Source organism: Dactylosporangium sp. NPDC049140, assembly GCF_040648435.1.
The window spans coordinates 1-25,385 of sequence record NZ_JBEZDS010000043.1 but is presented as its reverse complement, the minus strand read 5'-3'; the positions used below and the strand labels follow the sequence as shown (position 1 = coordinate 25,385).

Sequence of the window (25,385 nt, the reverse complement as noted above, 5' to 3'; positions counted from 1 at the left end):
TTGACCTTGGTCGATACCGTGGGTCCATGGGAACCGGTAGGCGCAGAAGCAGGCTGACGGAGGGCCTGGAGCTCTTCGACGACGGTCTGGCCGTGCTCGCCACGGCGGCCATCCTCGTCACGACCGCCGGGTGCTTCTGCCGCTGGAGCTGGGTCATGCCCGCCGACGAGGGCGCGGGCCCGTACCGGACCGCGGCGCGGGTGCACGGCCTCGTCGTGCTGCTGATCGTGCTCGGCGTCGCGGCGCTGGTCTGTGTCGTGCGCGGCTACGTCTCCGAGTCGGGCGTCCCGATGTACAGTGCCGCCGCTCTGCTCGCTCTGGGCGGGGTGTTCGCGCTCGGGCTCTACGCCCCGCACGACGAGGCGGACATCGTCGCGGACGGGTTCGGCTACGAGTGGTACAGCACCTCGGTCGACGGTCGTTTCTCGTTCTACAACACCACCGCCGCGCCGATCACGATCTGCCTGGGCATCAGCGGCGACTGCGACGCGGGCGCGAAGGGACCCGACCGGCTGCGCTCCCCCGGCCTGACCATTCCGCCCAACCACCGCCTCGCGATCGACACGCCGAAGGCCAAGGGCGACTACCGGCTCACCCTCGTCGGGGCCGGGTTCACGCACCGCGACACGATCCTGAACCTGTACGTCCCCGACAACAACTCCGTCTCGTGACCCGGTTGCCGGTCAGCCGGCGACGACCGCGAACACCGCGGAGGCCGGGATCGGGCCGAGGCAACGGGAGTCGTTCGACGCCACGCGGTGGTCGCCGGCGAGGAAGACGCTGCCCTGCGGCACGGCCACCGGCCCGAAGCGGCGCGCCAGGCAGGAGCGGGGGTCCGGCTGGGCGTCGAGCGGGCCGTCCTCGCCCAGGTACGTCTCGTCGAGCGCGGCCCCGTTCACGGTGACCTTGCCCGCCGGGGTGCAGCAGGCGACGACCTCGCCGCCGACGGCCAGGACGCGTTTGAGCATCGGCGTGTCCTTCGCCGACCAGTCCGCGGGCGGGTGGAACAGCACGACGTCGCCCCGCTTCGGCGTGTAGTCGGCGACCCGGCGCGCCGTGATGACCTGACCGGGCTTGATCCCCGGCTCCATGCTGCCGCCGCCCTGCGTGAACTGCTCGGTCGCGGCGGCCGGGGCGCTCTTGTCGCCGCCGCATCCGGCCACGGCGGCGAGCGCGACGGCCACGATCATTGACACCAGTCGTTTCACGGTGCCGATCCTGGCAGAAACCGCCCGGCCCGTGGGGGCGGTTGACGGACGACGACGCGGCGACCGGCGTCGTCGGATAGCCAACGACAGGCGGTGGGGCGGCCGCGGTGCTGTGCTTGACTAGCACGTATGGCCTTGTGTCCGTCCACGCCTGCCCGAGTGATCCGGTGACCGCGGGGTCGGCCGCCGCGACCCGTCCGCACAACCGCAGGCAGATCATCGTCGAGGCGGCGGGCCAGGTGTTCAGCGCGCGCGGGTACCACGCGGCGTCGATGGAGGAGATCGCGGCCGGGGTGGGTATCAGCGCGGCGGCGTTGTACCGGCACTTCCCGAACAAGTACGCGCTGTTCGCCGAGTGCGCCAACGGCATGGTGGACGAGCTCGTCGAGGTGCTCGACGAGTGGCCGGCCGAGGCCGCGCTGCCCGACGTGCTGCTCGCCCTCGTCCGGGTCACGGTCTCGCACCGCACGTCGGGCGGCCTCTACCGGTGGGAGGCACGCTACCTCGAGCGTGCCGACCGCCAGGTGCTCCGGGCGAAGTTCGGGCACGTGGTCGAGCGGGTGACGGGGCTGGTGCGGCGCGAGCACCCGGGGGCGGACGAGCGTCTGCGGGCCGTGGCCGCGCTCGGCGCGATCGGGTCGATCACGATGCACCACACGTCGATCGCCCAGCGGCGGGTCGAGGAGCTGCTGCTGACTTCGGCCCTGCGCGTGGCCGCCACCGATCCGGCGGCGGCCGCGCGCGGCACGCCGCCGGTGGAGCTGCCCGCCCCGCCGGTGCCGCGCACCCGCCGCGCCGAGATCCTGGCCGCGGCCATCCCGCTGTTCGCGCGGGACGGGTTCGCCAACGTGACGAACGGGCAGATCGCGCAGGCGGTCGGCCTGGCCCCGTCCGCGATCTACCGCCACTACCCCGGCAAGGTCGACATCCTGGTGGCCGCGTGCCTGCAGGCGGCGGCGCTGCTGGCCCAGGCCGTGGACCGGACCCTGCACCGGGTGACCGACCCGCGGGAGGCCGTGGACGCGCTGGCGGCGGCGTACGTGGCCTACTGCTTCGAGCACAACGCGCTCACCAGCGTCGCCGAGGCCGAGGTCGCCGGCCTGCCCGACGACCTGCGGCGGCCACTGATCCTCGCGCAGCGCGAGCACATCGCCGTGTGGGAGCAGCAGTTACGCGCGGTCCGCCCGGAGCTCGACCCGCGCCAGGCCCGGCTGCTGGTGCACGCCGGGTTCGGCGTCGTCGTCGAGGCCGGGCGCGCCCTGCGCTGGCAGGACGCGCCCGGCCGGCGGGACACGGTGACGGCTCTGGTCACCGCCGCGCTGACGCTCTGAGGCCGGGGCGGCCGGCTCAGGCGCCGGACTCAGGCGCCGGGCCGGTTCCCGGTCGGAATGGTGATTGGGGTGTACGTCGCTGAGGTGCCGTTGTTCAGGAACAGCATCGCGATGCCACGCACGAGCTTGTCGATGACGTCGAACCCGGCCGGGACGATCGGTGACAGCCCCTCCTGGAAGGCGACGTACGCCGGCCAGCCGACCTCGATCAGCCCCCGCGCGACGAAGTCCCGCGGCAGCCGCAGCCAGTCGCCGATCTTGTCGCTGAGCACGTACCGCGCGAACTCGCGCTGGATGCCCCGGGTGAGCCCCCCGTCGACCTGCGCGACCAGGCCGAGCAGGATGTTGGCCAGGTCGATGCCCTCGGACGTCGGGCCGAGCAGCGGCGTCAGCACGTAGTTCGACTGGTCGTCGGCGGCGGCCCAGGTCGCCGGGATGAAATCGTCGCGCACGCCGAGCAGGTGCAGCCCGACCTGCCACTGGTGCAGGTAGGCGGCCTCCTCCGCGGCCGACATCCGGATGCCCCAGGACTTGAGCTTGCGGTGCACGAACGTGCCGAGGCTGTGGAAGGTGATCAGAATGTCGCCGTTGCTGATCGGGATCGGGTTGTCCGTGACCGACCGCCACTTCGCCGACTTCGGCAGCAGGTGGCGGACCGCCGCGTGGGTCAGGCGCGTCTTGTTCGAGGTGGTGACGAAGTGACCCGACGGCAGGAAGGCGTTCTCCGCGCTCAGGTCGTAGCCGTAGGTGAAGGTCTTGGCCGCGCGTGACTTCATGTCGGCGCCGCCGGCGGAGTAGTACACGTTGCGGGCCTCGCGCGGGATGACGGTGCTCATGATCCCGCTGCCCAGGCCGTACAGCAGGAACAGGTACAGACTCATCCGCTTGTTGAACTTGGCCGCCGCGGCCAGCTTGACGGGGTCGGCCCACGACGGCAGCCGGTTGACGTCCTGCAGGTAGGTGGTGAGGGCGCCGGGCAGGCCCGCGGGCAGCGGGTCGCCGTTGTCGACCCACGACTGAAACGCGGTGTTGACCGCCGGGATCTGGCCGTTGTCCAGCAGCGAGGCCACGAGCGGGTCGGTGGCGTCGTCCCAGACCGCCCACGGGTCGGTGACCGTGTCCGTCCCCGCGATCGAGCCGGCGGAGGACCACGCCCACGCGTTGGCGGGGACCGCGGCACCCGCCAGGCCGAGCGCGGCCCCGAGCGTCAGTACGCCTCTTCGGCTGAGATTTTGCATTCGCTCGCCTGCTTCCCGGTTGGCCGGACACACAGGTTCCGAACGGTCCGGACATGTGATTTTCTATTAACATAGAGGAGCGTGACACCGGCGGCAAGAGGCAGTTATACGGGTGCGTCGATGTCCAGCAGGACCTTGCCGGCGGCCCCGCCCTCGACCGCCCGGTGCGCGTCGGCGGCGCGGGCGAGCGGGAAGCGCAGCAGCGGCAGGCCGTGCGGCTCACCCACCGGCAGGGCCCCGCCGGCCACCGCGGCGGCGACGTCCTCGACGGCCGCGGCCCGCACGTGCGGACCGGCGGTGTAGAGGACCAGGAACTGCAGCCGGGTGTTGAGGACCAGGTGGCGGCGGACGTCGAGGTCGACCGGGTGGCCGCCCTCGTTGGCGTACGTCGCGATGGTGCCGCCCGTGCGCAGGACGGCCAGGTCCAAGGCCAGGTTCGCGCCGAGTGCCACCTCGGCGACGATGTCGACGCCGTCCGGGGCGGCCGCACGGATGGCGGCGGCCGGGTCGCCCTCCCGGTACAGCACCGTGTGGTGCGCGCCGGCGGCGGTGGCCAGGCGCGCCTTCTGCGGGCCGCTGACGGTGGCGATCACGGTGGCGCCGGCCCAGCGGGCGAGCTGGATCACCGCGTGCCCGACGGCTCCGGCGCCGCCCGCGGCCAGCACGACGCGGCCGTCCAGCGCCCCGGGGGCCAGGCGGCGGGGGCCGTCCTCGGCGACGGTGAGCGTGCGGTGCGCCGTCAGTGCCGGTACACCCAGAGCGGCCCCCGCCTCGAAGGCGATCCCGGCGGGCAGGGGGACGGCCCGGTCGGCGGGGACCACGCAGTACTCGGCGCCGGTGCCGCCCGCACGCCCGGCCGCGGCCATGAACAGCCACACCCGCTCGCCGGCGCGGGCCGGGTCGACGTCCGCGCCGACGGCGTCGATCACGCCGGCGCCGTCGTGGTGCGGGGTGATCTCGGGGAACTGCATGGGGTGCCCGATGCCGGCGCGGGCCTGCACGTCGGTCGGGTTGACCCCGGACACGGCGACGCGCACGCGCACCTCGCCCGGGCCGGGCTCGGGCCGGTCGCGCGCCACGGTGCGCAGCACGTCGGGGCGGCCGTGTTCGGTGTAGATGATCGCCTGCATGGGTCCGTCTCCTCGCTTGGTTCGATTCGCATCGAACAGTACGACGCAGATCGAACATGCGCTAGAGTGGGTTCCGTGAGTGAGGTCATGGAGCCCGCCCTCGAGTCGGTGACGATCGACAGCGTGCTGAGCGCGCTCGCCGACCCGATCCGGCTCACGTTCGTGCGCGCGCTGGACGCATCGGGCGACTGGACGTGCGGAAGCGACGTTTTGCGCGACAGCGGCTTCACGATCGGCAAGTCGACGTTGTCGCATCATGTGAAGGTGCTGCGTGACGCCGGGCTGATCCGCACGCGGGTGCAGGGGACACGGCGGCTGATGATGTTGCGGTACGAGGAGCTGGAGCGCCGCTTCCCGGGCCTGCTCGACCTGCTGCGCTGACCCGGGACCGGCTTGGTCAACCGGCGATGTAGCGCCCCGGGCGATGGTTCTGGGCGATGATGACGTTGAGCACGACCGCGCCGAGGGCGGACAGCAGCGCCGTGTGCACCGGCACGACCAGGGCCCCGAGCGCGATCACCGAGCCGTCGAGGGCGAGCTGCACCCACCCGGCCCGCCAGCCCAGCCGCTCCTGGCACACCAGCGCGACGACGTTGAACCCGCCGAGGCTCGAGTGGTGCCGGAACAGCACCAGCAGCCCGACGCCGACCGCGAGGTTGCCGGCGAGCACGGCGTACACCGGGTTGATGTGCTGCAGCGTCAGCACGTGCGGGTGCCCGAGGGAGAACAGGGCCAGCAGGCCGACCGCGATGCCCGAACGAACAGCAAACCGCCAGCCCTTGCGCGCGATGGCGAGCGCGACGAACGGCAGCGTCACACCGACGTACACGATCGCGAACGGCCACCCGGTCAGCCGCCCGGCCAGGAGCGCCAGCCCGGCGGTGCCGCCGGTGACCGCCCCGCCCGCGTCGAGCAGGAAGAGCCCCACGGACGCCAGGAACGCGCCGGTGACGATGCCGAGCACGTCGTCCACGAGCGTGTGCCGGAGGACTGCGGGTGTACTCGTCATCGCGCTCATGGGGCGAGCGTGCCGCGCACTTGGCGCTTGCGCAACAGACACTGTTCTGACTGCGCACATTGCAACTTTGTGTTCGCCGCGCATGCCAGAATGCTCAAATGGACAGCCTGGACGCCCGGATCCTGCTCGCGCTCGACGACGACCCCGACGCCACCAGCCTGGCCCTGGCGCAGCGCCTCGGCGTGGCGCGCAACACCCTGCACGCCCGGCTGCAACGCATGCGCGCGGCGGGCGCACTGCGCGACTTCAGCCGCCGCGTCGACCCGGCGTCGCTCGGCCGCGCGCTCACGGCGTTCGTGTCGGTGTCGCTGTCGCAGCCGCAGGGCCGGCGGTCCATCACGGCGCTGCACGACATCCCGGAGGTGATCGAGATCCACTCGACCACCGGCGACGCCGACCTGCTGCTGAAGGTGGTGGCGCGCGACACGCAGGATCTGCACCGCATCGTGGACGCCTTGTTCGCGGTGCCCGACGTCGTGCGCACGAGTACCGTCATCTCGCTCAACGAGGAGATGCCGCTGCGCATTCGCGCACTGCTCGAACAGCACGCCACCGGCTGAGGACCGCTGCGCGTTCGCACACCGCTCGAACAACACTGGCATTCCCGATCCGGGCCTTGGCACCGGCCCGTACCGTCGGCCGGGTGAGACGCCGGATTCTGTTGCTGAGCATTGCGGTCGCCGCGGTGTTGCTGGTGCCGTGGAGCCTGTACCTGGCCCAGACGTTGCCGGACCGGTTCGTGACCGGGCAGTGGCGGGTGGCCTGGGTCGGGTTCGACGCCGCGCTGGTGGTGTCCTTCGCCGGCGGGGTCTGGTCCGGCCGGCGCCGGCATCGAGCGGCGGTCCCGCTACTCGCGGCGAGTGCGGCGCTGCTGTTCTGCGACGCCTGGTTCGACGTGGCGCTCGATTGGGGCTCGGCCGACGAGGCCGCGAGCCTGCTGCCGGCGATGCTGGTCGAGGTGCCGTTCGGCCTCCTGCTGCTCGGGTGGGGCCGCCGGCTGATCAGCGGGGACGTGCGCACCGAACGACTCATGCGACGCCACTTGCGGCTGCGCGGCGACCCGTGGTTCCAGCGCGCCGTGCAGGCGCTGGACCGGCTCGGACCGACGGACGTGCGCACGGCCGCCGAGGAGATCGGCGCCGACGAAGCCCTCGTCGCCGCGCGGCTGCACCAGGGCGCCCGGCTCGGCCTGGTCCAACGGCGGCGCGACGGCCGATGGGCGCTGCCGGGCCGCCTCGAAGCGCGGCGACAGAGCGAGCAGGAGCTGCTGGCCTGGGCGGACACGCACCGCGCCGAGTTCGGCGCCTGGGGCTACGGCCAGCGCGTCGTCGCGCACCTGCGCGCCGACGAGGTGGCGCGATTTGCGGTCGAATACCGAGAGCTCGTTTCGCGGTACCGGCTGCTGCACCCCGACCCGGAGGCGGACACCCGCGAGGTCGGGATCCGCTGCTACGCCTTCCCGATGCCGCCGGCGCCGGTCGACGACGAGCCCGCCGCGGCGGCGGACAGCGATCCGGCAGCGGCGGCCGGTGCATCTCCGGCCACGGCACACGACCAATGATCAGCAAGGCGACGCCGCCCAGGACTCACCCACATCTGAGGTCCCGTTCCGAGCGCGCACGTCACTGCTTGCCGACCAACGCAACGGCGTGTCCGTAATCCGGAACAGCGCGTCCGGCTCCGCCACCGACCCGCAGGAACGGCCTTCCGGTGATCAGGAACACCGCGCCCACGAAGGTCGCTCACGTTCGGACCGGAAGTCGTGAACGCACAATGAGCGAATGGACACAGCACCGCTCGCAGTGGACGAATGCGCACTGGCGGCCGTGTCCGCATGCCTGGACGCGGCCGCGGACCTGGCCGAGGCGCGCGGCGGGCGCCGGCCGGAGGTCACGCTGGACCCTGCGCACGTGGCGGCGGCGGTGCGCAGCGAGACGCTGTTACGCGATCCGGCCGGGCGGGGCATCGAGGGATTCGCCCCGCTGTCGCGGCTGTGGCGGGCCGCCGACGGCTGGGTGCGCACCCACGCGAACTATCCGTGGCACCGGGCCGCGCTCGTACGCGCACTCGGCGACGACATCGAGCACGCGATCGCCGAGCGGCCGGCGCTGGAGGTCGAGCGGTTGGTGTACGAGTCCGGCGGACTCGCCGTCGCCGCGCGCACAACCGAACAATGGCGCGCCGAGCGAGCAGCGGCCGAATCCGGCCGACTCGCCGACGCCGCGCGCACAACCGAACAGGAACACGCCGAACGAGCGGTGGTCGAGTCCGCCCGACCCGCCGACGCCGTGCACCGAAACGAACAGGCGCACGGTGAACGCGGCGGCGGCGATGACGGGCCGCTCATCGGGATCTGGCCGACCGGCGGGCGCCGGGAGCCGCGGGCGACGCCTCGGGTGCTCGACCTCACCCGGGTCATCGCCGGGCCGGTCGGGACTCGGATGCTTGGCGCACTCGGCGCCGACGTGCTGCGCGTCGATGACCCCAACCGGCCCGAGCTGCCGCTGCACGCCGTCGACGGGGTCATCGGCAAGGCCAGTACGCTGCTCGACGCCGCCACGCCGGGCGGGGCCGAGGCGCTCCACCGGCTGGCGGGCGACGCCGATGTGATCGTTACCGGGTACCGGCCCGGGGCCATGCGCCGGCTCGGGCTCGACCCGGATCAGATCGCCGAGCGGTATCCGGGGACGGTGGTGGCGACGCTGTCCGCTTGGGGTACCGAAGCGGAATGGGGAAATCGCCGGGGCTTCGACAGTCTCGTGCAGGTCGCGACCGGCATCGGCTGGAGGTGCAGTCCCGACGGGGAGCGGCCCGGTGCGCTGCCGTGCCAGTTGCTCGATCACGCGACCGGGTACCTGCTGGCGGCGGGGGTGCTCCGGGCGCTCGCCACCGGCGAGGGCGCGCACGTGTCGGTGTCCCTGGCCCGTACCGCCCGGTGGCTGCTCGAACAACCCGCGGGCCGGGCCGGGGCGCCCGTCGACCCCGACGCCTACCGGGTCGGGCTCGGCAACGGGTGGAGCGGCATCGCCCCGCCCGGGCGGCTCGACGGCGCGCCGCTGGCGTGGCCGAGGCTGCCCCCCGCGTACGGGCAGGCCCCGGCCGCGTTCACGGCACGATAGCGCTCACGGCGGCGTCGCCAGCTCGGGGAAGCCGAACGCGACGATCCGCCGGATGCCCGTCGTCGTGATGGTCAGAACGGCCACCCCGAACGGCACGCCGCGGTACGAGACGCTCGCCGCCGGCTGTCCGTTTCTGCGCGTCGGCGTCAGGCGCCAGTCCCCGGGCGCGCCGAGCACCGTGCGCAGATAGGGCACGCACGTGGCCTTGCCCGCGAACCAGGTCCGCGACGGGAGCAGCTCCAGCGACGCGTCGGCCCGCAGGGCCCGCTCCAGGATCTCGATGTCGCTGCGTTCGAAGGCGGCGATGTACTGCTCCAGCAGCAGATGCTCCGCGGCCGAGGCGGGCTCGGCCAGGTCGGCGTCGTCCTCCGACGGGGCCACCTCGTCGAGGCGGGCCCGGGCCCGCTGCAGCAGGCTCTTGACCCCCGCGACCGACAAGCCCAGCATCTCGGCGACCTCGGCCGCCGGGAACCCGAGGACCTCGCGCAGGATGAGCACGGCCCGCTGCCGCGGTGGCAGGTACTGCAGCCCGGCCACGAGCGCGAGCCGCAGGCTGGCCCGGGCCGCCGCGACGACCGCCGGGTCCGCGGACTCCGGCGTGACCAGCGCGTCGGGGATGGGCCGCAGCCACGGCACGTCCAGGTCCGCCGGGCCGGGCGGGGCGTGCGGGTCGTCGGCGGGCGCGCCGAGCCCGGACGGCAGCGGCCGCCGGGCCCGGTTGTCGAGCGCGTCGAGGCTGGCGTTGGTGGCGATGCGGTACAGCCACACGCGCATCGACGCCCGCTCCTCGAACCGCGGGTAGGCCCGCCAGGCGCGCAGGTATGTCTCCTGGACCGCGTCCTCGGCCTCGTCCGGCGAGCCGAGCATGCGGTAACAGTGGGCGAGGAGCTCACGGCGCAGCGGCTCGGCGCGCGCCGTGAACGCCTCCCGGTCGTCGGTCACAGTCCCAGCTTGACCCGGAGCCAGGCCGCCGCGCGAGCGATCGCCGCGTCCGCCGCCGCGCTACGCCCGGCCGACATCTGGAACGTGTGCTGCTCCCCCGCGGTCACGTCCAGCTCGGCCTCGACGCCGTGCTCGTGAGCGGCCCGCTGCAGCCGTACCGCGTCGTCGAGCAGCATCTCCGCCCCGCCCGCCTGCACGTACATCGGCGGCAGGCCGGACAGGTCCGCGAAGAGCGGGCTGACCAGCGGGTCGTCGGGCTTCACCCCTTCGGGCAGGAGCATGGCGACGAGGCCGTCGATGGACATCGGGTACGGGTCGCCGAAGAGCAGGTCGGTGGGCCGGTTCGTGACGATTGACGCGGCGCTCTGGGTCATGTCCGTCCACGGCGAGATCGGCACGAGCGCGGCGGCGAGCGGCAGGCCCTCGGCCCGGGCCCGCAGCTGCACCGAGAGCGTCAGCCCACCGCCGGCCGAGTCGCCGGTGACCGCGACGTGCCCGGGCTCGTACCGCTCCAGCAGCGCCCGGTAGACGGCGGTCACCTCGTCGAGCTGGGTGGGGTACTGCCGCTCGGGGGTCAGCGAGTAGGACGGCAGCACGGCGGAGACGCCGGCGGCCTTGGCCAGGTGCGCGTAGAGCTTGCGGTGGGTGTAGATCGAGCCGCCGACGTACCCGCCGCCGTGCAGGCACAGCAGCACCCGGTCCGGCGCGGCGTCCCGCGGCACCGCCCAGAGCACGGGCACCCCGCCGAGCTCGCGTTCGGTGTAGTCGACGCCGCCGGGCTCGGCCGTCACGTCGCCCCAGTGGGAGTCGACGACCCGGCGCTGCTCGAAGGTGAGCGGCGGGTCGGCCTGGGAGAGGCCGTTGCTGCGCCGGTAGAAGCTGTCCAGCGTGTAGATGTCATCCATGCCGGTGTAGACCGGCGGCGGCGCCGAAAGGAATCGGCCCGGCGGCCGGGGCGTTGCGGACGCGACCGCCGCCCGAGCACCGCCAGCGTGAGCGCGAATCCGGTCGTGGCGAACCGGAGCACCTCTTCGCCGAGGTCGAGCCACTGTTGCAGGTACATCGGAGTCTCCTCACTGCGGGAGTCGAGGGCGCCGGCCGGGCCGCCGGCGCCGCCCAAGCGTGTGACCCCGTCGGTGGGAGTGCGTGTACTCTCGCGTGCTGACCTGCTTGACTGGCCGGACGAACATGGTCTGAGCAGCGCCCGGCCCGATTCCGGACAGGACGGGCAGTGGACGACCAGTGGACAGCACCCTGCAGCGACCGCGGGAGCGTCGATGGGACGAGGTCAGCCGATCGATCGGGCGGCCTGGCCACCTTCCGGACCGCGGCGCGCCTGGCTCGATTGCCTGGACCACCTGCACCGGGCGGACGGGATGCCGAGCCAGCGCACGATCGCGCCCCGGATGAACCTGAGCGCGGCCACGCGGGTCGGCATGATGCTGCGCGGCCTGACCCTGCCGACCGACGACCGGCAGGCCTCGCAGCTGCTCGAAGCGCTCGGCGGCACGAGCGACGAGATCGCGAAGGGCCTGCGGCTGTACCGCGGGGCGCTGCTGGAGGCGAACCAGTCGCCGGCCGGCCCGCCCGACTGGTGGCTGCGTTCGAACTACGTCGAGCAGATCCACGAGATCGCTCCCCCGGAGCTGCTCGACCGGGACCGGGAGCTTGCGGAGCTCGCCGCGTTCTGCGCGGGCGAGGAGGCATACGTCTGGTGGCGGGCTGACGCCCGCGCCGGCAAGACGGCGCTCATGTCCTGGTTCACGCTGCATCCGCCGCCCCGGACCTGGGTTCTGTCGTTCTTCGTGACCGCCCGGCTGGCCGCCCAGGCCGACAGCTCCGCATACACGGACGCTCTGCTCGACCAGCTCGCCGCGATCATCAACGAGCGGTCGCCGTCGGTGGTCCTGCCGTCCGCGCGCGACGGACTGCGCCGGCGCTGGCTGTCGGAGGCGGTCGCCAAGGCGTCCCGCTCCGGCAACCGGCTCGTGCTCGTCGTGGACGGGCTCGACGAGGACTGCGGCGTCGACCCGCTGTCCGGCCTGGCCAGCGTCGCGTCGCTGCTGCCCCGCCGGCCCGACCCGCGGCTGCGGGTGATCGTGTCGAGCCGCCCCGACCCCCAGCTGCCCGGTGACGTCCCGGAGGACCATCCGCTGCGGTCCGCCCCGATCCGTGCGCTCGCCGACTCGCCGCACGCCCGCCGCAAGTCCGAGCTGGCCCGGCAGGAGCTCGATCGCATCCTGGCGCCGGACGCCTCGGGCCGCAACGTCCTCGCGCGTGAGGTCATCGGCCTGACCGCCGCCTGCGGGGGCGGGCTGACCCGCGCGGACCTCGAACATCTCACCGGCCGCGCGCGCGGCGATCTCGACGCGCTCTTCGCGGGGGTGGTCGGGCGCACGATCGCGGGACGGCCGGACCCGGAGAGCAGCCGGCACGATCGGGTCTTCCTCTTCACGCACGAGACGCTGCGGGCCAGCGCCCTGGAGCACCTCGGCGACGAGCAGCTCGGCCGCTACCGCGACCGCGTCCACGAGTGGTGCGATCACTACCGCGGGCAGGGCTGGCCGGGGGCGACGCCGGCCTACCTGCTGCGGGGCTACCCGCGAATGCTGCGTGACGGCGCCGACGTCGACCGCCTGGTGCGCCTGGCGATCGACCCGGTGCGGCACGACCGGATGCTGGACGTCACGGGCGGCGACGCGCTGGCCGTCGCCGAGATCACGGCCGCCGAGGCGCTGGTCTGCACCCGGCCCGATCCCGACCTGCTCACCGCCGCTCGTCTCGCCCTGCACCGCGAGGATCTGGCCGCGCGGAGTACCCATCTCCCGGAGGATCTGCCTTCGGTGTGGGTACACCTCGGCAACCCGGTCCGAGCGGAGGCCGTCGCGCGCAGCATCGGCGATCCGGCCCGCCAGTGCCGGGCGGTGTCGCTCGTCGCCGAGCAGCTGGCCGCGCGAGGCGAGCATCAGCGGGCGCGCATCCTCGTCGAGCACGGCATCGGCTCGCTGGACCAGGTCGCCGACGCGGGCACCAAGGTGGCGCTCATCCAGCACCTGGTCCACGTGCTGGAGCTGCTCGACGAGCACCGAGCCGCCGTCGCCCTCGCCCAGAACAGCTCCACCGCCGCGCACGCGATCACCGAGGCGCAGGCCCGCGCCCGGGCGCTGGCGATCGCCGCCGCCACCATGGCCGACGTCGGGGACGACCGGCTCGCCCGGGCGTTCGCCGACCGCAGCCAGCGAACACTGTTCCTCGCCGCCGGCCCGCACCCCGGCGGCCGGCCGGGGGCCGACGAGGACACCGCCGGGGCGCTGGTGCGGGCCAACGCCGCGATCGGCGCCTGGGCCGAGGCGAGGGCGCTGGCCACCGAGCTCCTCGGGGGCGCCGGGCCGGCCGTGCTCGCATCCGCCGCCTACTACGCGGCGAGCCCCGCGGTGGCCGGCGAGATCGCCGGCGAGGTCCGGCGAAGGCTGCCCGGGATCGACGACCCGCAGCGGCGCGCCCGGGCCACCATTGCGCTGGCCCGCCTGGCCGGCAGCATCGACGACGGCCGGCCGGCGGCGACGCTGCTCGCCGCCGCCGAGCCGGCCATCGCCGCGATCACCGACGCTCCGGTCAAGAGCGGCGCGATCGCCGACCTGGTGGAGGTGGCCGCCGAGCTCGGCGAGCAGCGGCTGGCGCTCTCCCTGGCCCACGAGGCGTGGTCGGTCGTCCGCTCGATCGAGGATCGCCGCCAGCGGGCCCACGCGCTGGCCCGGCTGGCCCGGGCGACCGCCGTCGCCGGCGAGCACGCCTGGGCCACGGACCTGGCGCAGCAGGCCGAGGAGCTCATCCGGACCGCCGGTGAACGCGACCGGATCGGCGCGACGTTCCTGAGCCTGTCACGCGCGACCGTCGCCGCCCGGGACCTGCCGCACAGCGTCGCGCTGATCCGCGGATGCGCCCTGCCGCCGCACCGGGACGCCCTCGCGCCGCCCGTGCGCCGGTGGCCCTGGGACACCCGACCCGACGATCTGACCACGGCGATCGCCGACGTGTTCCGGCTGGCCGTCGACCTCGGCGAGCTCGACGAGGCCGCGCTGCTGCCGGAGCTCGTCGGCGACTCGACCGTACGATCGCGGCTGTTCAGCGAGCTGACCGCCGCACTCGGCCGGGCCGGGCGGGGCGACCGGGCGGTCGCGATGGCCCGGGAGGCCGCCGACGCCCTCGACGGCGGGCTCGGGCGGAAGGGGCGGTGGGCGTCGGCGACCGAGCGGGAGCTCCTCGAGATGCTGGGCCAGGCCGCGGCCGTGGCCGGCGATCCGCAGGAGGCGGCGGCGGTCGTCCGGCGGCTGCCGGGGTACTCCGCCGACGAGCGCCTGCGCAGCATCATCGTCCTCGCGGCCGAACACGGATCGACGGACGGGTGGCCGCGCCTGCTGGACGACATCCGCGACCCGGTCTACCGGGACTCCGCGGCGCTCGCCCTGGCCACGGCGGTCGCCGCGAAGGGCGACTACGCCGGCGCCGTGGCGCTCTTCACCGGCGTCGGGCTCTCCCGGACCCGGGACGTCGCGCTCGCCGACACGGCCGTCGCGGTGGCGGCGCGGGACTCGTACGACAACGCCCGGCCCATCATCGACCTCATCACCGGCGCCCAGGGCCGCACGGCCGCCGTCGGGCGCGCGGCCGCCGCGGCCGGGCGGCTCGACGAGGCGGCCGCGATCGCGCTGCAGCTTCGCGACTCCACCGAGGCGACCATGCTCTGGCGGGATCTCTTCGGCCTGTTCGCACGCCACGGACGCCACGGACGGGCCCGGGCCGTAGCCATGAGCCTCCCCGACCCGGCGTACCGCATGCGGATGCTCACCCTGGCCGCGAAGACCGCCGCCGGGCACGCGGCCGAGCTGGCCGCCGACGACGGCGAGGCGGCGCTGGCGCTGCTGGCCTCGGCCGTGGAGATCGCCGACGGGATGCCGGACCTGGACCTGCGATCCGCGGTGCTCGCGGAGTTCGCCCCCGAGCACCAGCGAACCGCGACCCTGCTGCTCGAGGCGGGCCGGGAGGACCATGCGGTCCGGGCCGTCGGGCTCATGCGCAACCCCACGGCGCGGGTCGCCGCGATCGGCATGCTGGCCGGCCAGGCCGCGGCGGCCGGCCGGTTCACGGTCGCCGGCACGCTCGCCGACACCATCAGCGGCGACGGCGCCTTCGCCCGTCTCCTGCACGACCTCGGCGAACGGGCCGCCCGCCGGCGGGCCTACGACGCCGCACGGCTGTTCATCGCCCGGCTCGCCGACGACGGGGACCGGGCCGCCGCGCTGCTCGCCGCCGCCCGGGCCGCGGCCGCCGCGGCCGATCTCGACCAGGCCAAGGACCTGGCCCGCAACTGCGAGTACGTCGCCCAGCGGCTCGCGGGCACCGCCCGGCGCGCCGAGCTCACCGACGGCGTCGGCCGGGTCCTGCACGATGTCGCCCTGGCGTGGTTCGCGCTGGGGCACGACGACCGCGCCGAGGCCGTGGCCGTGGCCATCACCGGCGCCGCGTGGCCGGGCCGGACGCTCGGGGACCTCGTGGGCGCCGCCGTCACGGCCGGTGACCTCGGCCGGGCGAGCCGGTACGCCGAACTGATCGCCGATCCGGACGCCCGCGATCGTGCGGCCGCCGACGTCCGCCGGGCCGGCGACGACAGCCGGCCGCGTTTCACCGCCGCGCCGGCCGGCGGATCGCACTTCGATCTGGAGCAGCAGCGCCGGTTCGACGGCGCCGTGGCCGCCGGCAACCACCGGGCCGCCGAGGACATCGCCCGGTCGATCGCGAACGTCGACCGCCGGGCCGACGCACTGGCCGGGCTCGCGGAGCTGGTGCCCCCGGCCGACGGGCGCCGCCTCGCCGCCGAATGCCTGGCCCTCGGCCGCTGGACCGTCGCCCTGCCGGTGATCGGCCGGCTCTCGCCCCACGTCGTCGAGGTCATCGCCGAGGAGTGGCTCCGCCTGCGCGATGCATCGTCGACGGCGTCACCGGCGGGATGGTCGGCCTGGTCAACGCGGCCCGGACGCTGACGGCGGCCCGAATGCCGTGAAGGCCGCGTGGGCCCGCTCAGCACCGCTCGACCGTGGGCCCGCTCAGCACCGCTCGACCGTGGGCCCGCTCAGCACCGCTCGACCGCTGACGGCAGCCCGAACGCCGTGAACACCGACGGGTCGGCGAAGGTGACGTTGTACCGGACCAGGCCGCCGCGCACGGTCAGCACCTGCAGCGAGTGGGCCCGCACCCCGCCGCCGGCCGGGTCCGGCGCGTAGGCGGCCAGGGCCGGCCCCCCGTTGGCCGCGACCGGACGCAGCCGCCAGCCCGGCCCGCGCATGGCGAAGACCCGCTCCATGAACGTGCCGTAGTGCTCCCGCCCGCGCAGCCACAGGTCCACCGGCGGCATCTCCATGATCACGTCGTCGGCGAGGAGCTTCGTCAGGCCCGGCACGTCGGCCGCCTCGAACGCGGCCAGGTAGCGCTCGACCACGGCCCGCTCACCGGGGTCGGCCGGGTCGCGCAGGTCCTCGCAGGCCGGGGCGGCCGCGTGCAGCGTGGCCCGGGCCCGCTGCAGGCTGCTGTTCACCGACGCGACGCTGGTGTCGAGGGCCTCGGCGACCTCGGCCGCCGGCAGCTGCAGTACCTCCCGCAGCAGCAGCACCGCCCGCTGCCGGGCCGGCAGCAGCTGCAGCGCCGCGACGAACGCCAGCCGCAGCCCGGCGCGCTGCTCCAGGGTGGCCGCCGGGTCGTCCGGGAACGGCTGCAGCCACGGCACGTCGAGGCTCGGCGTGAGCGGCGCGTGCGGATCGTCGCCGGCCGGGCCCAGCCCGCTCGGCAGGGGCCGCCGGGCCCGGCCCTCCAGGGCGTTGAGGCACGCGTTCGTGGCGATGCGGTGCAGCCACGTGCGCACCGACGCCCGCTGCGGGTCGAACCGGTCGGCGGCCCGCCAGGCGCGCAGCAGCGTCTCCTGCACCAGATCCTCGGCCTCGTGGAACGACCCGAGCATCCGGTAGCAGTGCGCCAGCAGGTCACCGCGGAACGCCTCGAACTCCGTCACGCCGGGCAGCCTACAAACATTTTCCCGGCGGGAGCGATGAGTTCGCCGGCCACCGCCGGTACGTGGTGGGTGAGGGCGGCCGCACCGGCGCCGCCCGCACAGCGGAGGGGAGCCCAACGGTGGGCGACATCATCGTCATCCAGTTCACCACGCTCGACGGCGTGGTCTCCGACCCGGACGGGCGCGGCGGTACCAGCTACGGCGGCTGGGCGTTCCGGTTCGGCTCGGGGCCGGTCACCGACGACAAGTTCCGGCTCGCCGAGCGCATGGAGCACGGCGTGCAGCTCTACGGCCGGCGCACCTGGGAGCAGTTCGCGCGGCTGTGGCCGGGCCGGGACAGCGAGTACGCCAAAGTCATGAACGCCACGCAGAAGCGTGTCGCCACCGGCACCGGCATCGACGCCGCCGCGTGGCCGAACTCGGCCGCGATCGACGGCGACCCGATCGCCTGGGCCAAGGACGAGCGCACCCGCCGCGACATCGTCGTGATCGGCAGCCTGAGCCTGGTGCACGCCCTCGCGGCCGCCGACCTCGTCGACGAGTACCGGCTGATCACCTTCCCGGTCGTGGCCGGCGAGGGCGAGCGGCTCTTCGCGGGCGGCGCGCCCGCGGACTTCCGCTACACCCTCGCCGAACCCCTCGGCGAGGCCGTGTTCACCCAGCTGCGGCGAGGCCGCGACTGAGCAGGCAGCTCAGCGGTTGAAGCAGCGGCGCAGCTCGGTCAGCCGGTAGAACACGCTGCCCTTCGCGATCGGGCGGCACGACGGCGGGAACCCGGTCTCACGCTCGTTGTAGAGCATGCGCACGAGGTACACCCCATCCTTCGCGAACAGGTCCCACTGGATGTTCGCGGCCATCGGGGCGACGCTCGCGCCGCGCCACGGGTTGGTGTCGTACGTGTACGGCCGCTCCCGCGGGGCCTGTTTCGTGCTGCCCGGCAGCTGCAGCAGCACGGCCAGCGGCTCGATCTCCTCGGCGTGCGTGAACCGCAGCACCGCACCCTTGGCGCTGGTGCCGGCCGCCTCCGCCTCGACCTGCGCGAAGAGGTCGTCGAGCAGCGGCCGGGCCATCGCGTAGGTGATGGTGCGCCCGGCGAACCCGGGGCCGCTCTCGTAGAACTCGGAGGCGTCGTCGAGGTACGCCAGCCACGCCACGTCGGCCGCGGACAGGAACGGGGCCAGATCCACGCCGGGCGCCTCGACGCGCAGGTCCGGGCGCGCGCAGTACAACTCGAACAGCGACCGGGCGAAGGACGTCTGCTCGCCGGTGGACAGGCTCGCGGCGAAGGCCGGGGTGAACAGCCGCGACACGACGTGCCGGGCGACCTCGGCGGTGCGCGGGCGGCCCTCGATGCCGGCGAGCACGGCCGCCAGGTCGGGGTCACCGTCCACATAGGCCTGGTAGTCGGCGTTCTGCGGCTGCTTGTGGAAGTACAGCAGATCCTTGTTCGTGACGGGAGCCTGGACGAGCCCGGCCAGGGCCGGGTTGCCCGCGGTGAGCCCGCCGGTGAACGCGTTCGCGCTGTCCACCGCGCGGGTCACGCCGGAGGTCTGCACCTCGATCGGCCGGTGCCGGGCGGCGATGTCGGCGAAGAGCCCCGGCAGCCGCGCCTCCATCCGCAGGGCCGTCCCGCGCTGCTCCTGCCGGCCGAGGCCGGCGAGGTTGCCGAAGCCGACCGCGGCCCCGGCCGCGAGCAGCGCCTGCACCTGCGGGACGAGCCCGGCGCCGAGCCCGGTCAGGCCCTGCCCGGCCTGGGCCCGCTGCAGCACGGCCAGGACCGCGTCGCCGTCGTCGCTGTCGGACATGGCCCGCGAGCCGTGCCGGGCGACGTTCTCGGTGAAGACCGGCACGAAACCGCGCGGGGCCGGCTGGTATTCGCGGGGCCGCTGTTGCGGCTCGTAGGGCGTCTTGGTCGTGTAGTTGGGGACGGGCTGGGCCGGGCCGTGCGCCTGCGCGGTGCCGGGGACGGCGACCACCGCCAGCGCGAGGGCCAGCGCGACGAAACGCTTCATGGCCCGAGCCCATCGATGCTTCGTTAAGGGAACCTTACCGTTTGGTGGACTTCTATTGACAGGCATGCATGGGCTGGGAGATGTTGCGGCCATGCCCCGCATCCGCCGCTCCGGTGCCGTCTGGTGGGGCGGCGTGACGTACCGCCGCGCCAACGTCCCCGGCGCCACCACGGACACCGGCTTCGGACTCAAGTTCTTCGAATAGCGGTCGCCAATCGGACAGCGCGCTCCCGCACCCCGGTATGCGACCCTCGCCGCATGACACCGAGGGTGCGGGACGCCCTGAGCATGGTGGCCGGGCTGGCCGGTCTCGTCCTGCTCGCGGCCGGGCTGAATCATATGCTCAACATCGGTAGCTGCAGCTCCGGCGGCCCCTACGTCAGCACCCGAACCTGCCCCCCGGGCACCATGTGGTGGACCCTGCTGCTCATCGGCGCCACCCTCCTGTGGGTCACCGGAATCGTCCTGAGCCGACACGGCCTCGCCCAACCCGGCACCGGGCAACTGCTGTGGTCCCTCGGGTTCGCCGGCCTCGGCCTGGTCGTGCTCATCAAGGCCGCCGTGCAGGACTCGATGGCGGCCGACATACGCTCCGGCGCATACATCATGAGCGGCGTCTTCATCCCGATGGGCCTCGCGTTCGGCGTCGGCGAACTCCTCCGGCGGCGCCGCAATCCGGGAACCGGCACGCCCCGGGCCCACCTGCGCCGGCTGCGTGACACCGGCGTGCTCACCCAGGCCGAGTACGACCGCCTCCGGGCCGCGATCGCCGAGCCCGGCACCGCCGACCGGCTCGCCGTGCTGCAGCGCCTCGCCGACGACAACGCCTCCGGACTGCTGACCGAGCGCGAGTACGCCGACCGCAAGAGCGCCGCCCTCGCCTGACTCACATCGCGGCGGCCTCGCGGACCATGCGGTTGGCCGTCGCCGGACCGCCGCCCGTACCGCGGATCAGATCGCTCGCGATCGTCGCCAGCCGCGTCACCATGCCCTCGCCGAACGGCCCCAGGCCGCCGGCGCGGTCGGCCCGCCCCGCCAGCCGCGCCACCTCGCAGGCTGCCGCCCGGATGCGGTCGTACTGCTCGCGTCGCTGACCAGAATGCCGCCGGCGACCCCCACGAGCAGCTCCGCCGTGCGCCGCGCCCGCTGCCCGAGCGCGGCCACGATGGTGCCGACCGCCGCGGTGGGCGCGAACACCGGCATCGCCACACCGAACAGCCGGTGCGCCGCCATCCACGAGAGCGCCGCCGCCAGCCCGCACTGCGCGGCGATGACAATGGTGACCTCAAGGTGCCGGCGGCGAGCCACAAGGCTCAGTACACACTTACGGCAGACAGATGCAGAACGGATGACCCGCCGGATCCAGAAAGACCCGGAAGGTCGTACCGGGCTGATGCTTGTCCTTCAACGCTCCGAGCGCGAGCACCGCGGCCTCACCCTCGTCGAGATCGTCGACGGTCACGTCGACATGCATCTGCTGCGGGTGCTCCTGCCCCGGCCAGTCCGGCGCCGAGAACCCCTCGACCCGCTGGAACGAGATGGTGTGGCCGTACTCCGCCTGGATGTGGGCCCAGTCCTCGGTGACGTCGACCTTCCAGTCGAGCATCGTCCCGTAGAAGCGGGCGAGCGCCCCCGGATCGGGGCAGTCGATCACGAGACCCGGATAACGTGCGATAGCCATGGCGAGGACCGTACCGACGGTTCCGGACGATCGGCGTCCGGAACCCGCGACCCGCAGACCCACGTCCTGTGTTCTGCTGGACATCACAGCGCGTAAGCCATCCTAGGACACTAGGAACAGCGACCGGCGGGCGAACGCGGGCTGTGTCACCACCCCAGCACCTACGGCGTCGAGGCGGTCACTCCGGGCCCGGGCCGGCCGTGACCTGGACCTGGACATCGCCGCCGCCGCAGCCGCAGCCACCGCAGCCGCAGCCGCCGGACGCCGGGGCCTCGGCCTCGCCGATGAGCTCGTGCATACCCGCCAGCAGGCCGACCAGGTCGACGCCGGGCGCCTCGGCCAGCAGCGGCACGACCAGCTCGTTCTCCTTGGCCAGGTGCGCCTCGAACACCGCGCGCAGCGCCCGGCCCGCCGCGGCCGCCACCACCGGCGACGAGGCGGTCTCCAGCTCGTCGACCAGCGCGGCGATCGCCTGGTGCTCGGCGAGCATGCCCTCGACCAGCAGCCGGCCCGCGGGCTGCCGGGCGGCGGCCGGGTACAGGGCCTCCTCCTCGGCGAACGCGTGCGGCAGCAGCTCGGCGCGCACCCAGCCGACCAGCGCGTCGCGGGCGGTGTAGGCCGGCCGGAGGCCGCCGATCTCGGCCGCGATGATCAGCTCGGCGGCCAGCTCGCCGAGTGCGGCGGACAGTTCGGCGTAGTGGCGGACGATGGCGGCCGCGGCGGACTGGTCGGACTGTGACATGGCGCGCTCCCGGGTCCCTGGTTTTGACGTCATCTGACGTTATAACGTCTAACACCATGGAAACCCCGTGGAAAGGGCCCAGCGGCGAGACGATCGACACGCCCCGGCATCGCGCGCTCGGGTCGGCCAGCCGGGTCTCGATCCTGCGGCGGGTGCGCGAGGCCGCGGGCGGGCTGACCGCCGGCGAGGTGGCCGCGGGCACCGGCCAGCACCTGAACACCACGCGCGCCCACCTGGAACGGCTCGTCGAGGCCGGCCTGCTGGTCAAGGCCCGGGACGGCGGCGGGCAGCCCGGGCGGCCGGCCTGGCGGTACCGGGCGGCCGCGGCGGATCCGGCCCCGGGGCCGTACCGGGCCCTCGCCGCCGCGCTGCTCGAGCACCTGCCGCGCGACGCCGAGGGCCGCAGCCGCGCGGGCGAGGTCGGCCGCGACTGGGGCCGGCAGCTGAGCGCGGCCGGGCCGGCTTCCGCGGACCCGGTGGCGGGGCTGGTGACGGTCCTGGACCGCCTGGGGTTCGGGCCGCGGCGGCACGCCGGAGAGATCCACCTGTACACCTGCCCGTTCCTGGAACTTGTCGGGCCGCAGCCCGACGCCATGTGCGGGCTGCACGCCGGCGTGATCCGGGGCGTGCTCGGCGAGGAGGCGGTGCTGGAGCCCTTCGGCGCGCCGCGCGCCTGCGTGGTGCGCCTGCCGTCAGCCGCGCTGCCGTGACATCCACTGCCAGATATGGGTACCGCCGATGCTCGGATCGTTGCGCGCCACGTAGATCCACGACCAGTGCCCGGGGAACTGATACCCGTTCCAGATCACGTGGTCGTACAGCGACAGCAGCGACCGCGGGACGAGATCGTGCGCGTGGACCGTGTTGGCCTCCGGCGGCACCGTGTCGTCGTCGCGCGAGGCGACCAGCCACGTCGGGGTGTCGATGTGGCGCAGCTCGTCGTCGGTGAGCACGTCCGTCACGACGCCGCAGATCGGCACCGACGCGGCGAACCTGTCCGGGTACACCGTCGTCATCTTCAGGCTCATGTACCCGCCGTTGCTGCAGCCCGCCACATAGATGCGCCGCCGGTCGACCGCGTACCGGCGGGCGACGTCGTCGACGATCTCGCGGATGAGCGGGGCGAAGCGGTCGCCGTCCTCGAGCCAGTACGAGGTGCTCTGCGGCACGACGACGTGCGCGCCGTTGAAGATCCGCTGCGCCTCGGGCGTGGCGAACCCGAGCGCCCCGCGGTTGGCCCGCAGCGTGGTCTCGTTGTCGTAGTAGTTGTCGGGCAGCGACGCGCCCTCGCCGCCGCCGTGCAGCCACACGATCAGCGGGCGGGCGGCCCCGGAGGCGCTGAAGAGCCGGTACTTCATCCCGGAGCCCGAGGTGTGGTAGCTGAACGCGTCCACCTCCGGGTTGACGAGCCGGCCCTGCTCGAACCGCGCGATGGTGACCGCGCGGCCGTTGCGCAGCCGCAGCGGCGCCTGCTGCATGACCGTGTACACCAGGTTCAGCCGCACGTTGCGGCCCTTGCTCGCGATGTAGCCGAGCGTGCCGCCGCCGAGCTGCCCCTCCGCGGTGCTCAGCTCCAGCACGATGTTGCCGCGGTGGTCGAGGCGCGCGGCCGTGACGACACGATCGAGGTCGTACTCGCTGAAGATCTGATCCCCGGGCGCGATCGGGATCGGGCTGGTGGCCTTGGCGTGCACGGTGAACGTCCCGGCGGTCAGCGAGCCCGGGGCGATCGGGCCGAGCCGGGCGGTGTCGAGGGTGAGCGAGACGACCTGCTCGCCACCGTCGAGCGTCACGGCGTTGAGCGTGAGGCCCACGGCACGGTCTCCGGCCAGGGCGACGCCCGGCAGGGTCAGCCCGGCGGCGACTCCCGCGCCGGCGGCTAGAACGGTACGACGGTTGATGGACACTGGCGGCCTCCGTCCATGGAATACCATTGACGAACGTTGATTTTGCCACGAATGTGTCAAGCGGGACGGCGCGAGCACCGCTATAACCAGGCAGTGAGCACACGACCGATCCTCGTCGTCGTCAGCGGCCCGCCCGGCGCCGGCAAGACCACCCTGGCCCATCGGCTCGCCCGCAAGATCGGCTGCCCGGCGATCTGCCGGGACGAGATCAAGGAGGGCATGGTCCACGCGACCGGCAGCTACGCCGCCGCGCCCGGCGACGAGCTCAACCGGCGCACGTTGCCGGTGTTCTTCCAGGTGCTGGAGCTGCTCCTGGGCGCCGGCGTCACGACGGTGGCCGAAGCCGCGTTCCAGGACCGGCTCTGGCGCCCGCACCTGCAACCCCTGCGCGAACTCGCCGACATCCGGATCGTCCACTGCCAGGTCCCGGCCGAGACCGCCCGGGCCCGCATCCAGCGCCGGCAGGGCGAGAGCCCCACGCGGCGCGCCCACGCCGACACACACCTCGCCACCCGGCAGGAGCACGCGGCCGGGCACGACGGCTTCGACCGCGTCCGGCTCGACGTCCCCGAGATCGACGTCGACACCGGCGACGACTACCGCCCCGCGCTCGACGAGATCGTCGCCTTCGTCAACGCGGGGCGATCTTGACGGCCGCGATGACCTCGTCGAGCTGACCGCGGACGCGGGCGGACGTCAGGTGGTCGAGGTAGTCGCGGGACTCGACGATCTCCCCGTCGCGCACGCGCAGCACCAGGATGGCCGGCTGCGTGAACTGCTCGCCGGTGTCCTCGACGACGCCGCGGTACGCGAACTCGGCCACGATCACCTCCGGGTCCGCGGTCTCGTGCACGACGACGTCGCTCACCCGGCGCCGCAGCCGCGGGCCGGCGCCGGCCGGCCGGAAGTGCTCGCGCAGGTCGTCGCGGGTGCGCAGGGCCGGTACGCGCAGCGGGTGGAGCGGATGCGTCACGTCGGTGCGCTCCGCGTAGAGGCCGGGCAGCTCGTCCCAGCGCTCCCCGGCGATGCCGTCCACGAGCGCCAGGAAGACCTCACGGGGGGTACGATCCGAAGTCATGACTCCGATGCTACGGAGTCCAGACTTCGTTTAGCAAGGACGGGCATGCGCAGCGACGGCAAGGCGAACCGCGATCGCATCCTCGACGCCGCCGAGGACGTCTTCGGCCGCGGCGGCGAGGCCGCGTCGACCGAGGAGGTGGCCCGCCTGGCCGGGGTCGGCATCGCGACGGTCTTCCGCCACTTCCCCACCAAGGCGGCACTGCTGCAGGCCGTGCTCATCCGGCGGTACGACCGGCTGCGCACCGAGGCCGGGACGCTGCTCGGCCACGAAGACCCCGGCGCCGCCTTCTACGCGTTCTTCCGCCACCTCGTCGCCGACGCGGCCACGAAGATCGCGATCGGCGAGGCGCTGCTCGACGCCGGCGGCGACCGCGACGGCGAGGCCCACGAAGCCGCCAACGGCCTGCGCCGGGCCGTGGGTGTACTGCTGGAGCGTGCCCAGCGCGCCGGAGCCGTCCGCGCCGACGCCGAGCTGCCGGAGGTCTACGCCCTGCTGGTCGCCACGTCCCGCGCGGCCGCGATCGACGAGGAGGTGCGTTCCCGCATGCTCGCCATCGTCTTCGACGGCCTGGCCCGCTAGGTTGGCAGGCATGTCCGCCGATGCGTACCGGCTGGGGATCGGCTTCGGGTGCGGCTGACGGGCGTCGCCGGCCCCACCGGCGATCGGTGCGACGGCCGGCTGCCGCTGTGGGCCACCGGCATCGAGCAGATCTAGCGGATTGGACCGGCTTTGATCCTCGGGTCCCGGCGGCGCGAGCTGCACGCCGCCGGCCGCCGCGGCACCGAGCTGCGCGGCGGCACGATCGACGCCCGGCTGCTGCGCGGGCTCTGCGTCGCCGCCGCGGCCGGGGCGCCGTGCTCGTCCTGCGCTTCTACCTCGACCACTCGGTCGAGGAGACCGCGGAGATGCTGGG

Annotated in this window: 26 protein-coding genes; 12 read left to right on the top strand and 14 right to left on the bottom strand. The window is 73.9% G+C overall.

All coding sequences use genetic code 11. From position 1 onward, the window contains the following. Positions 1–26: 26 nt before the first annotated feature. Positions 27–671 carry a hypothetical protein gene (locus AB0B76_RS44200; RefSeq protein ID WP_360387455.1) on the top strand — a complete coding sequence of 215 codons (645 nt, stop codon included), beginning with the start codon at positions 27–29 and terminating at the stop codon, positions 669–671. Positions 672–683: 12 nt separating this feature from the next. Here the strand turns inward: AB0B76_RS44200 and lepB are convergent, their stop codons facing one another. Continuing rightward, positions 684–1,208, bottom strand: a complete 525-nt coding sequence (lepB, locus tag AB0B76_RS44195; protein ID WP_360387453.1) for a signal peptidase I — start codon at positions 1,206–1,208, stop codon at positions 684–686. Positions 1,209–1,375: 167 nt separating this feature from the next. On the opposite strand from lepB, the gene AB0B76_RS44190 reads away from it, so the two are divergent. Further along, positions 1,376–2,539 carry a TetR/AcrR family transcriptional regulator gene (locus AB0B76_RS44190; RefSeq protein ID WP_360387451.1) on the top strand — a complete coding sequence of 388 codons (1,164 nt, stop codon included), beginning with the start codon at positions 1,376–1,378 and terminating at the stop codon, positions 2,537–2,539. A 29-nt stretch (positions 2,540–2,568) separates the two neighbouring features. Here the strand turns inward: AB0B76_RS44190 and AB0B76_RS44185 are convergent, their stop codons facing one another. Beyond that, the gene (locus AB0B76_RS44185; protein WP_360387449.1) at positions 2,569–3,777 is read right to left on the bottom strand and encodes an oxygenase MpaB family protein; all 1,209 of its coding nucleotides are present in this window, start codon (positions 3,775–3,777) and stop codon (positions 2,569–2,571) included. Between the two features lie 104 nt (positions 3,778–3,881). Continuing rightward, complete coding sequence (locus AB0B76_RS44180; RefSeq protein WP_360387447.1) at positions 3,882–4,907, bottom strand: NADPH:quinone reductase; 1,026 nt, start codon at positions 4,905–4,907, stop codon at positions 3,882–3,884. A gap of 75 nt (positions 4,908–4,982) precedes the next feature. Here AB0B76_RS44180 and AB0B76_RS44175 point away from each other — a divergent pair, with 75 nt between their 5' ends. After that, positions 4,983–5,288, top strand: coding sequence for a helix-turn-helix domain-containing protein (locus AB0B76_RS44175; protein WP_360387445.1), 306 nt, complete (start codon positions 4,983–4,985; stop codon positions 5,286–5,288). Between the two features lie 16 nt (positions 5,289–5,304). On the opposite strand, the gene AB0B76_RS44170 is transcribed toward AB0B76_RS44175, so the two are convergent. Beyond that, positions 5,305–5,925 carry a YitT family protein gene (locus tag AB0B76_RS44170; RefSeq protein ID WP_360387443.1) on the bottom strand — a complete coding sequence of 207 codons (621 nt, stop codon included), beginning with the start codon at positions 5,923–5,925 and terminating at the stop codon, positions 5,305–5,307. A 98-nt stretch (positions 5,926–6,023) separates the two neighbouring features. On the opposite strand from AB0B76_RS44170, the gene AB0B76_RS44165 reads away from it, so the two are divergent. From AB0B76_RS44165 to AB0B76_RS44155, 3 genes are all read left to right on the top strand, one after another. Beyond that, positions 6,024–6,485: an Lrp/AsnC family transcriptional regulator gene (locus AB0B76_RS44165; protein ID WP_360387441.1), complete on the top strand. Its 462-nt coding sequence runs from the start codon at positions 6,024–6,026 to the stop codon at positions 6,483–6,485. A gap of 83 nt (positions 6,486–6,568) precedes the next feature. Then, positions 6,569–7,486, top strand: a complete 918-nt coding sequence (locus AB0B76_RS44160; RefSeq protein WP_360387438.1) for a hypothetical protein — start codon at positions 6,569–6,571, stop codon at positions 7,484–7,486. A 220-nt stretch (positions 7,487–7,706) separates the two neighbouring features. Then, a complete protein-coding gene (locus AB0B76_RS44155) occupies positions 7,707–9,044 on the top strand; it encodes a CoA transferase (RefSeq protein WP_360387435.1) in 1,338 nt (445 codons plus the stop codon). Positions 9,045–9,047: 3 nt separating this feature from the next. On the opposite strand, the gene AB0B76_RS44150 is transcribed toward AB0B76_RS44155, so the two are convergent. After that, positions 9,048–9,986 (bottom strand): RNA polymerase subunit sigma-70, encoded by a 939-nt coding sequence (locus AB0B76_RS44150; RefSeq protein ID WP_360387432.1) that lies wholly within the window; start codon positions 9,984–9,986, stop codon positions 9,048–9,050. Then, the gene (locus tag AB0B76_RS44145; protein ID WP_360387429.1) at positions 9,983–10,891 is read right to left on the bottom strand and encodes an alpha/beta hydrolase; all 909 of its coding nucleotides are present in this window, start codon (positions 10,889–10,891) and stop codon (positions 9,983–9,985) included. The genes AB0B76_RS44150 and AB0B76_RS44145 overlap by 4 nt, the downstream gene beginning before the upstream one ends. Before the next feature lie 372 nt (positions 10,892–11,263). Here AB0B76_RS44145 and AB0B76_RS44140 point away from each other — a divergent pair, with 372 nt between their 5' ends. Beyond that, positions 11,264–16,027 carry a hypothetical protein gene (locus AB0B76_RS44140; protein WP_360387426.1) on the top strand — a complete coding sequence of 1,588 codons (4,764 nt, stop codon included), beginning with the start codon at positions 11,264–11,266 and terminating at the stop codon, positions 16,025–16,027. Between the two features lie 89 nt (positions 16,028–16,116). On the opposite strand, the gene AB0B76_RS44135 is transcribed toward AB0B76_RS44140, so the two are convergent. Continuing rightward, positions 16,117–17,049: a sigma-70 family RNA polymerase sigma factor gene (locus AB0B76_RS44135; protein WP_360387424.1), complete on the bottom strand. Its 933-nt coding sequence runs from the start codon at positions 17,047–17,049 to the stop codon at positions 16,117–16,119. Between the two features lie 119 nt (positions 17,050–17,168). On the opposite strand from AB0B76_RS44135, the gene AB0B76_RS44130 reads away from it, so the two are divergent. Then, the gene (locus tag AB0B76_RS44130) at positions 17,169–17,732 is read left to right on the top strand and encodes a dihydrofolate reductase family protein (protein WP_360387422.1); all 564 of its coding nucleotides are present in this window, start codon (positions 17,169–17,171) and stop codon (positions 17,730–17,732) included. Between the two features lie 9 nt (positions 17,733–17,741). Here AB0B76_RS44130 and AB0B76_RS44125 read toward each other — a convergent pair whose 3' ends face one another. Continuing rightward, entirely contained in the window at positions 17,742–19,061 is a 1,320-nt protein-coding gene (locus tag AB0B76_RS44125; protein ID WP_360387420.1) for a histidine-type phosphatase, read from the bottom strand. A gap of 258 nt (positions 19,062–19,319) precedes the next feature. On the opposite strand from AB0B76_RS44125, the gene AB0B76_RS44120 reads away from it, so the two are divergent. Continuing rightward, the gene (locus AB0B76_RS44120; protein WP_360387417.1) at positions 19,320–19,946 is read left to right on the top strand and encodes an SHOCT domain-containing protein; all 627 of its coding nucleotides are present in this window, start codon (positions 19,320–19,322) and stop codon (positions 19,944–19,946) included. A 96-nt stretch (positions 19,947–20,042) separates the two neighbouring features. Here the strand turns inward: AB0B76_RS44120 and AB0B76_RS44115 are convergent, their stop codons facing one another. The 3 genes from AB0B76_RS44115 to AB0B76_RS44105 form a co-directional block, all read right to left on the bottom strand. Continuing rightward, positions 20,043–20,369: a hypothetical protein gene (locus tag AB0B76_RS44115; RefSeq protein ID WP_360387415.1), complete on the bottom strand. Its 327-nt coding sequence runs from the start codon at positions 20,367–20,369 to the stop codon at positions 20,043–20,045. A 16-nt stretch (positions 20,370–20,385) separates the two neighbouring features. Then, complete coding sequence (locus AB0B76_RS44110) at positions 20,386–20,742, bottom strand: VOC family protein (protein ID WP_360387413.1); 357 nt, start codon at positions 20,740–20,742, stop codon at positions 20,386–20,388. Positions 20,743–20,920: 178 nt separating this feature from the next. After that, positions 20,921–21,484, bottom strand: coding sequence for a hemerythrin domain-containing protein (locus AB0B76_RS44105; RefSeq protein WP_360387410.1), 564 nt, complete (start codon positions 21,482–21,484; stop codon positions 20,921–20,923). Between the two features lie 56 nt (positions 21,485–21,540). Between AB0B76_RS44105 and AB0B76_RS44100 the strand changes: the two genes are divergently transcribed. Continuing rightward, positions 21,541–22,194 carry a helix-turn-helix domain-containing protein gene (locus AB0B76_RS44100; protein WP_360387407.1) on the top strand — a complete coding sequence of 218 codons (654 nt, stop codon included), beginning with the start codon at positions 21,541–21,543 and terminating at the stop codon, positions 22,192–22,194. On the opposite strand, the gene AB0B76_RS44095 is transcribed toward AB0B76_RS44100, so the two are convergent. Next, the gene (locus AB0B76_RS44095; protein WP_360387404.1) at positions 22,177–23,391 is read right to left on the bottom strand and encodes a prolyl oligopeptidase family serine peptidase; all 1,215 of its coding nucleotides are present in this window, start codon (positions 23,389–23,391) and stop codon (positions 22,177–22,179) included. The genes AB0B76_RS44100 and AB0B76_RS44095 overlap by 18 nt on opposite strands. Before the next feature lie 93 nt (positions 23,392–23,484). Between AB0B76_RS44095 and AB0B76_RS44090 the strand changes: the two genes are divergently transcribed. Then, a complete protein-coding gene (locus tag AB0B76_RS44090; RefSeq protein WP_360387401.1) occupies positions 23,485–24,042 on the top strand; it encodes an ATP-binding protein in 558 nt (185 codons plus the stop codon). Here AB0B76_RS44090 and AB0B76_RS44085 read toward each other — a convergent pair. Continuing rightward, entirely contained in the window at positions 24,023–24,469 is a 447-nt protein-coding gene (locus AB0B76_RS44085) for a nuclear transport factor 2 family protein (protein WP_360387398.1), read from the bottom strand. The genes AB0B76_RS44090 and AB0B76_RS44085 overlap by 20 nt on opposite strands. Positions 24,470–24,514: 45 nt before the next feature. On the opposite strand from AB0B76_RS44085, the gene AB0B76_RS44080 reads away from it, so the two are divergent. Continuing rightward, complete coding sequence (locus tag AB0B76_RS44080; RefSeq protein WP_360387395.1) at positions 24,515–25,051, top strand: helix-turn-helix domain-containing protein; 537 nt, start codon at positions 24,515–24,517, stop codon at positions 25,049–25,051. Between the two features lie 131 nt (positions 25,052–25,182). Here AB0B76_RS44080 and AB0B76_RS44075 read toward each other — a convergent pair. Next, positions 25,183–25,385, bottom strand: a 203-nt coding sequence (locus AB0B76_RS44075) for a hypothetical protein (RefSeq protein ID WP_360387392.1), incomplete at its 5' end; no start/stop codon positions are given.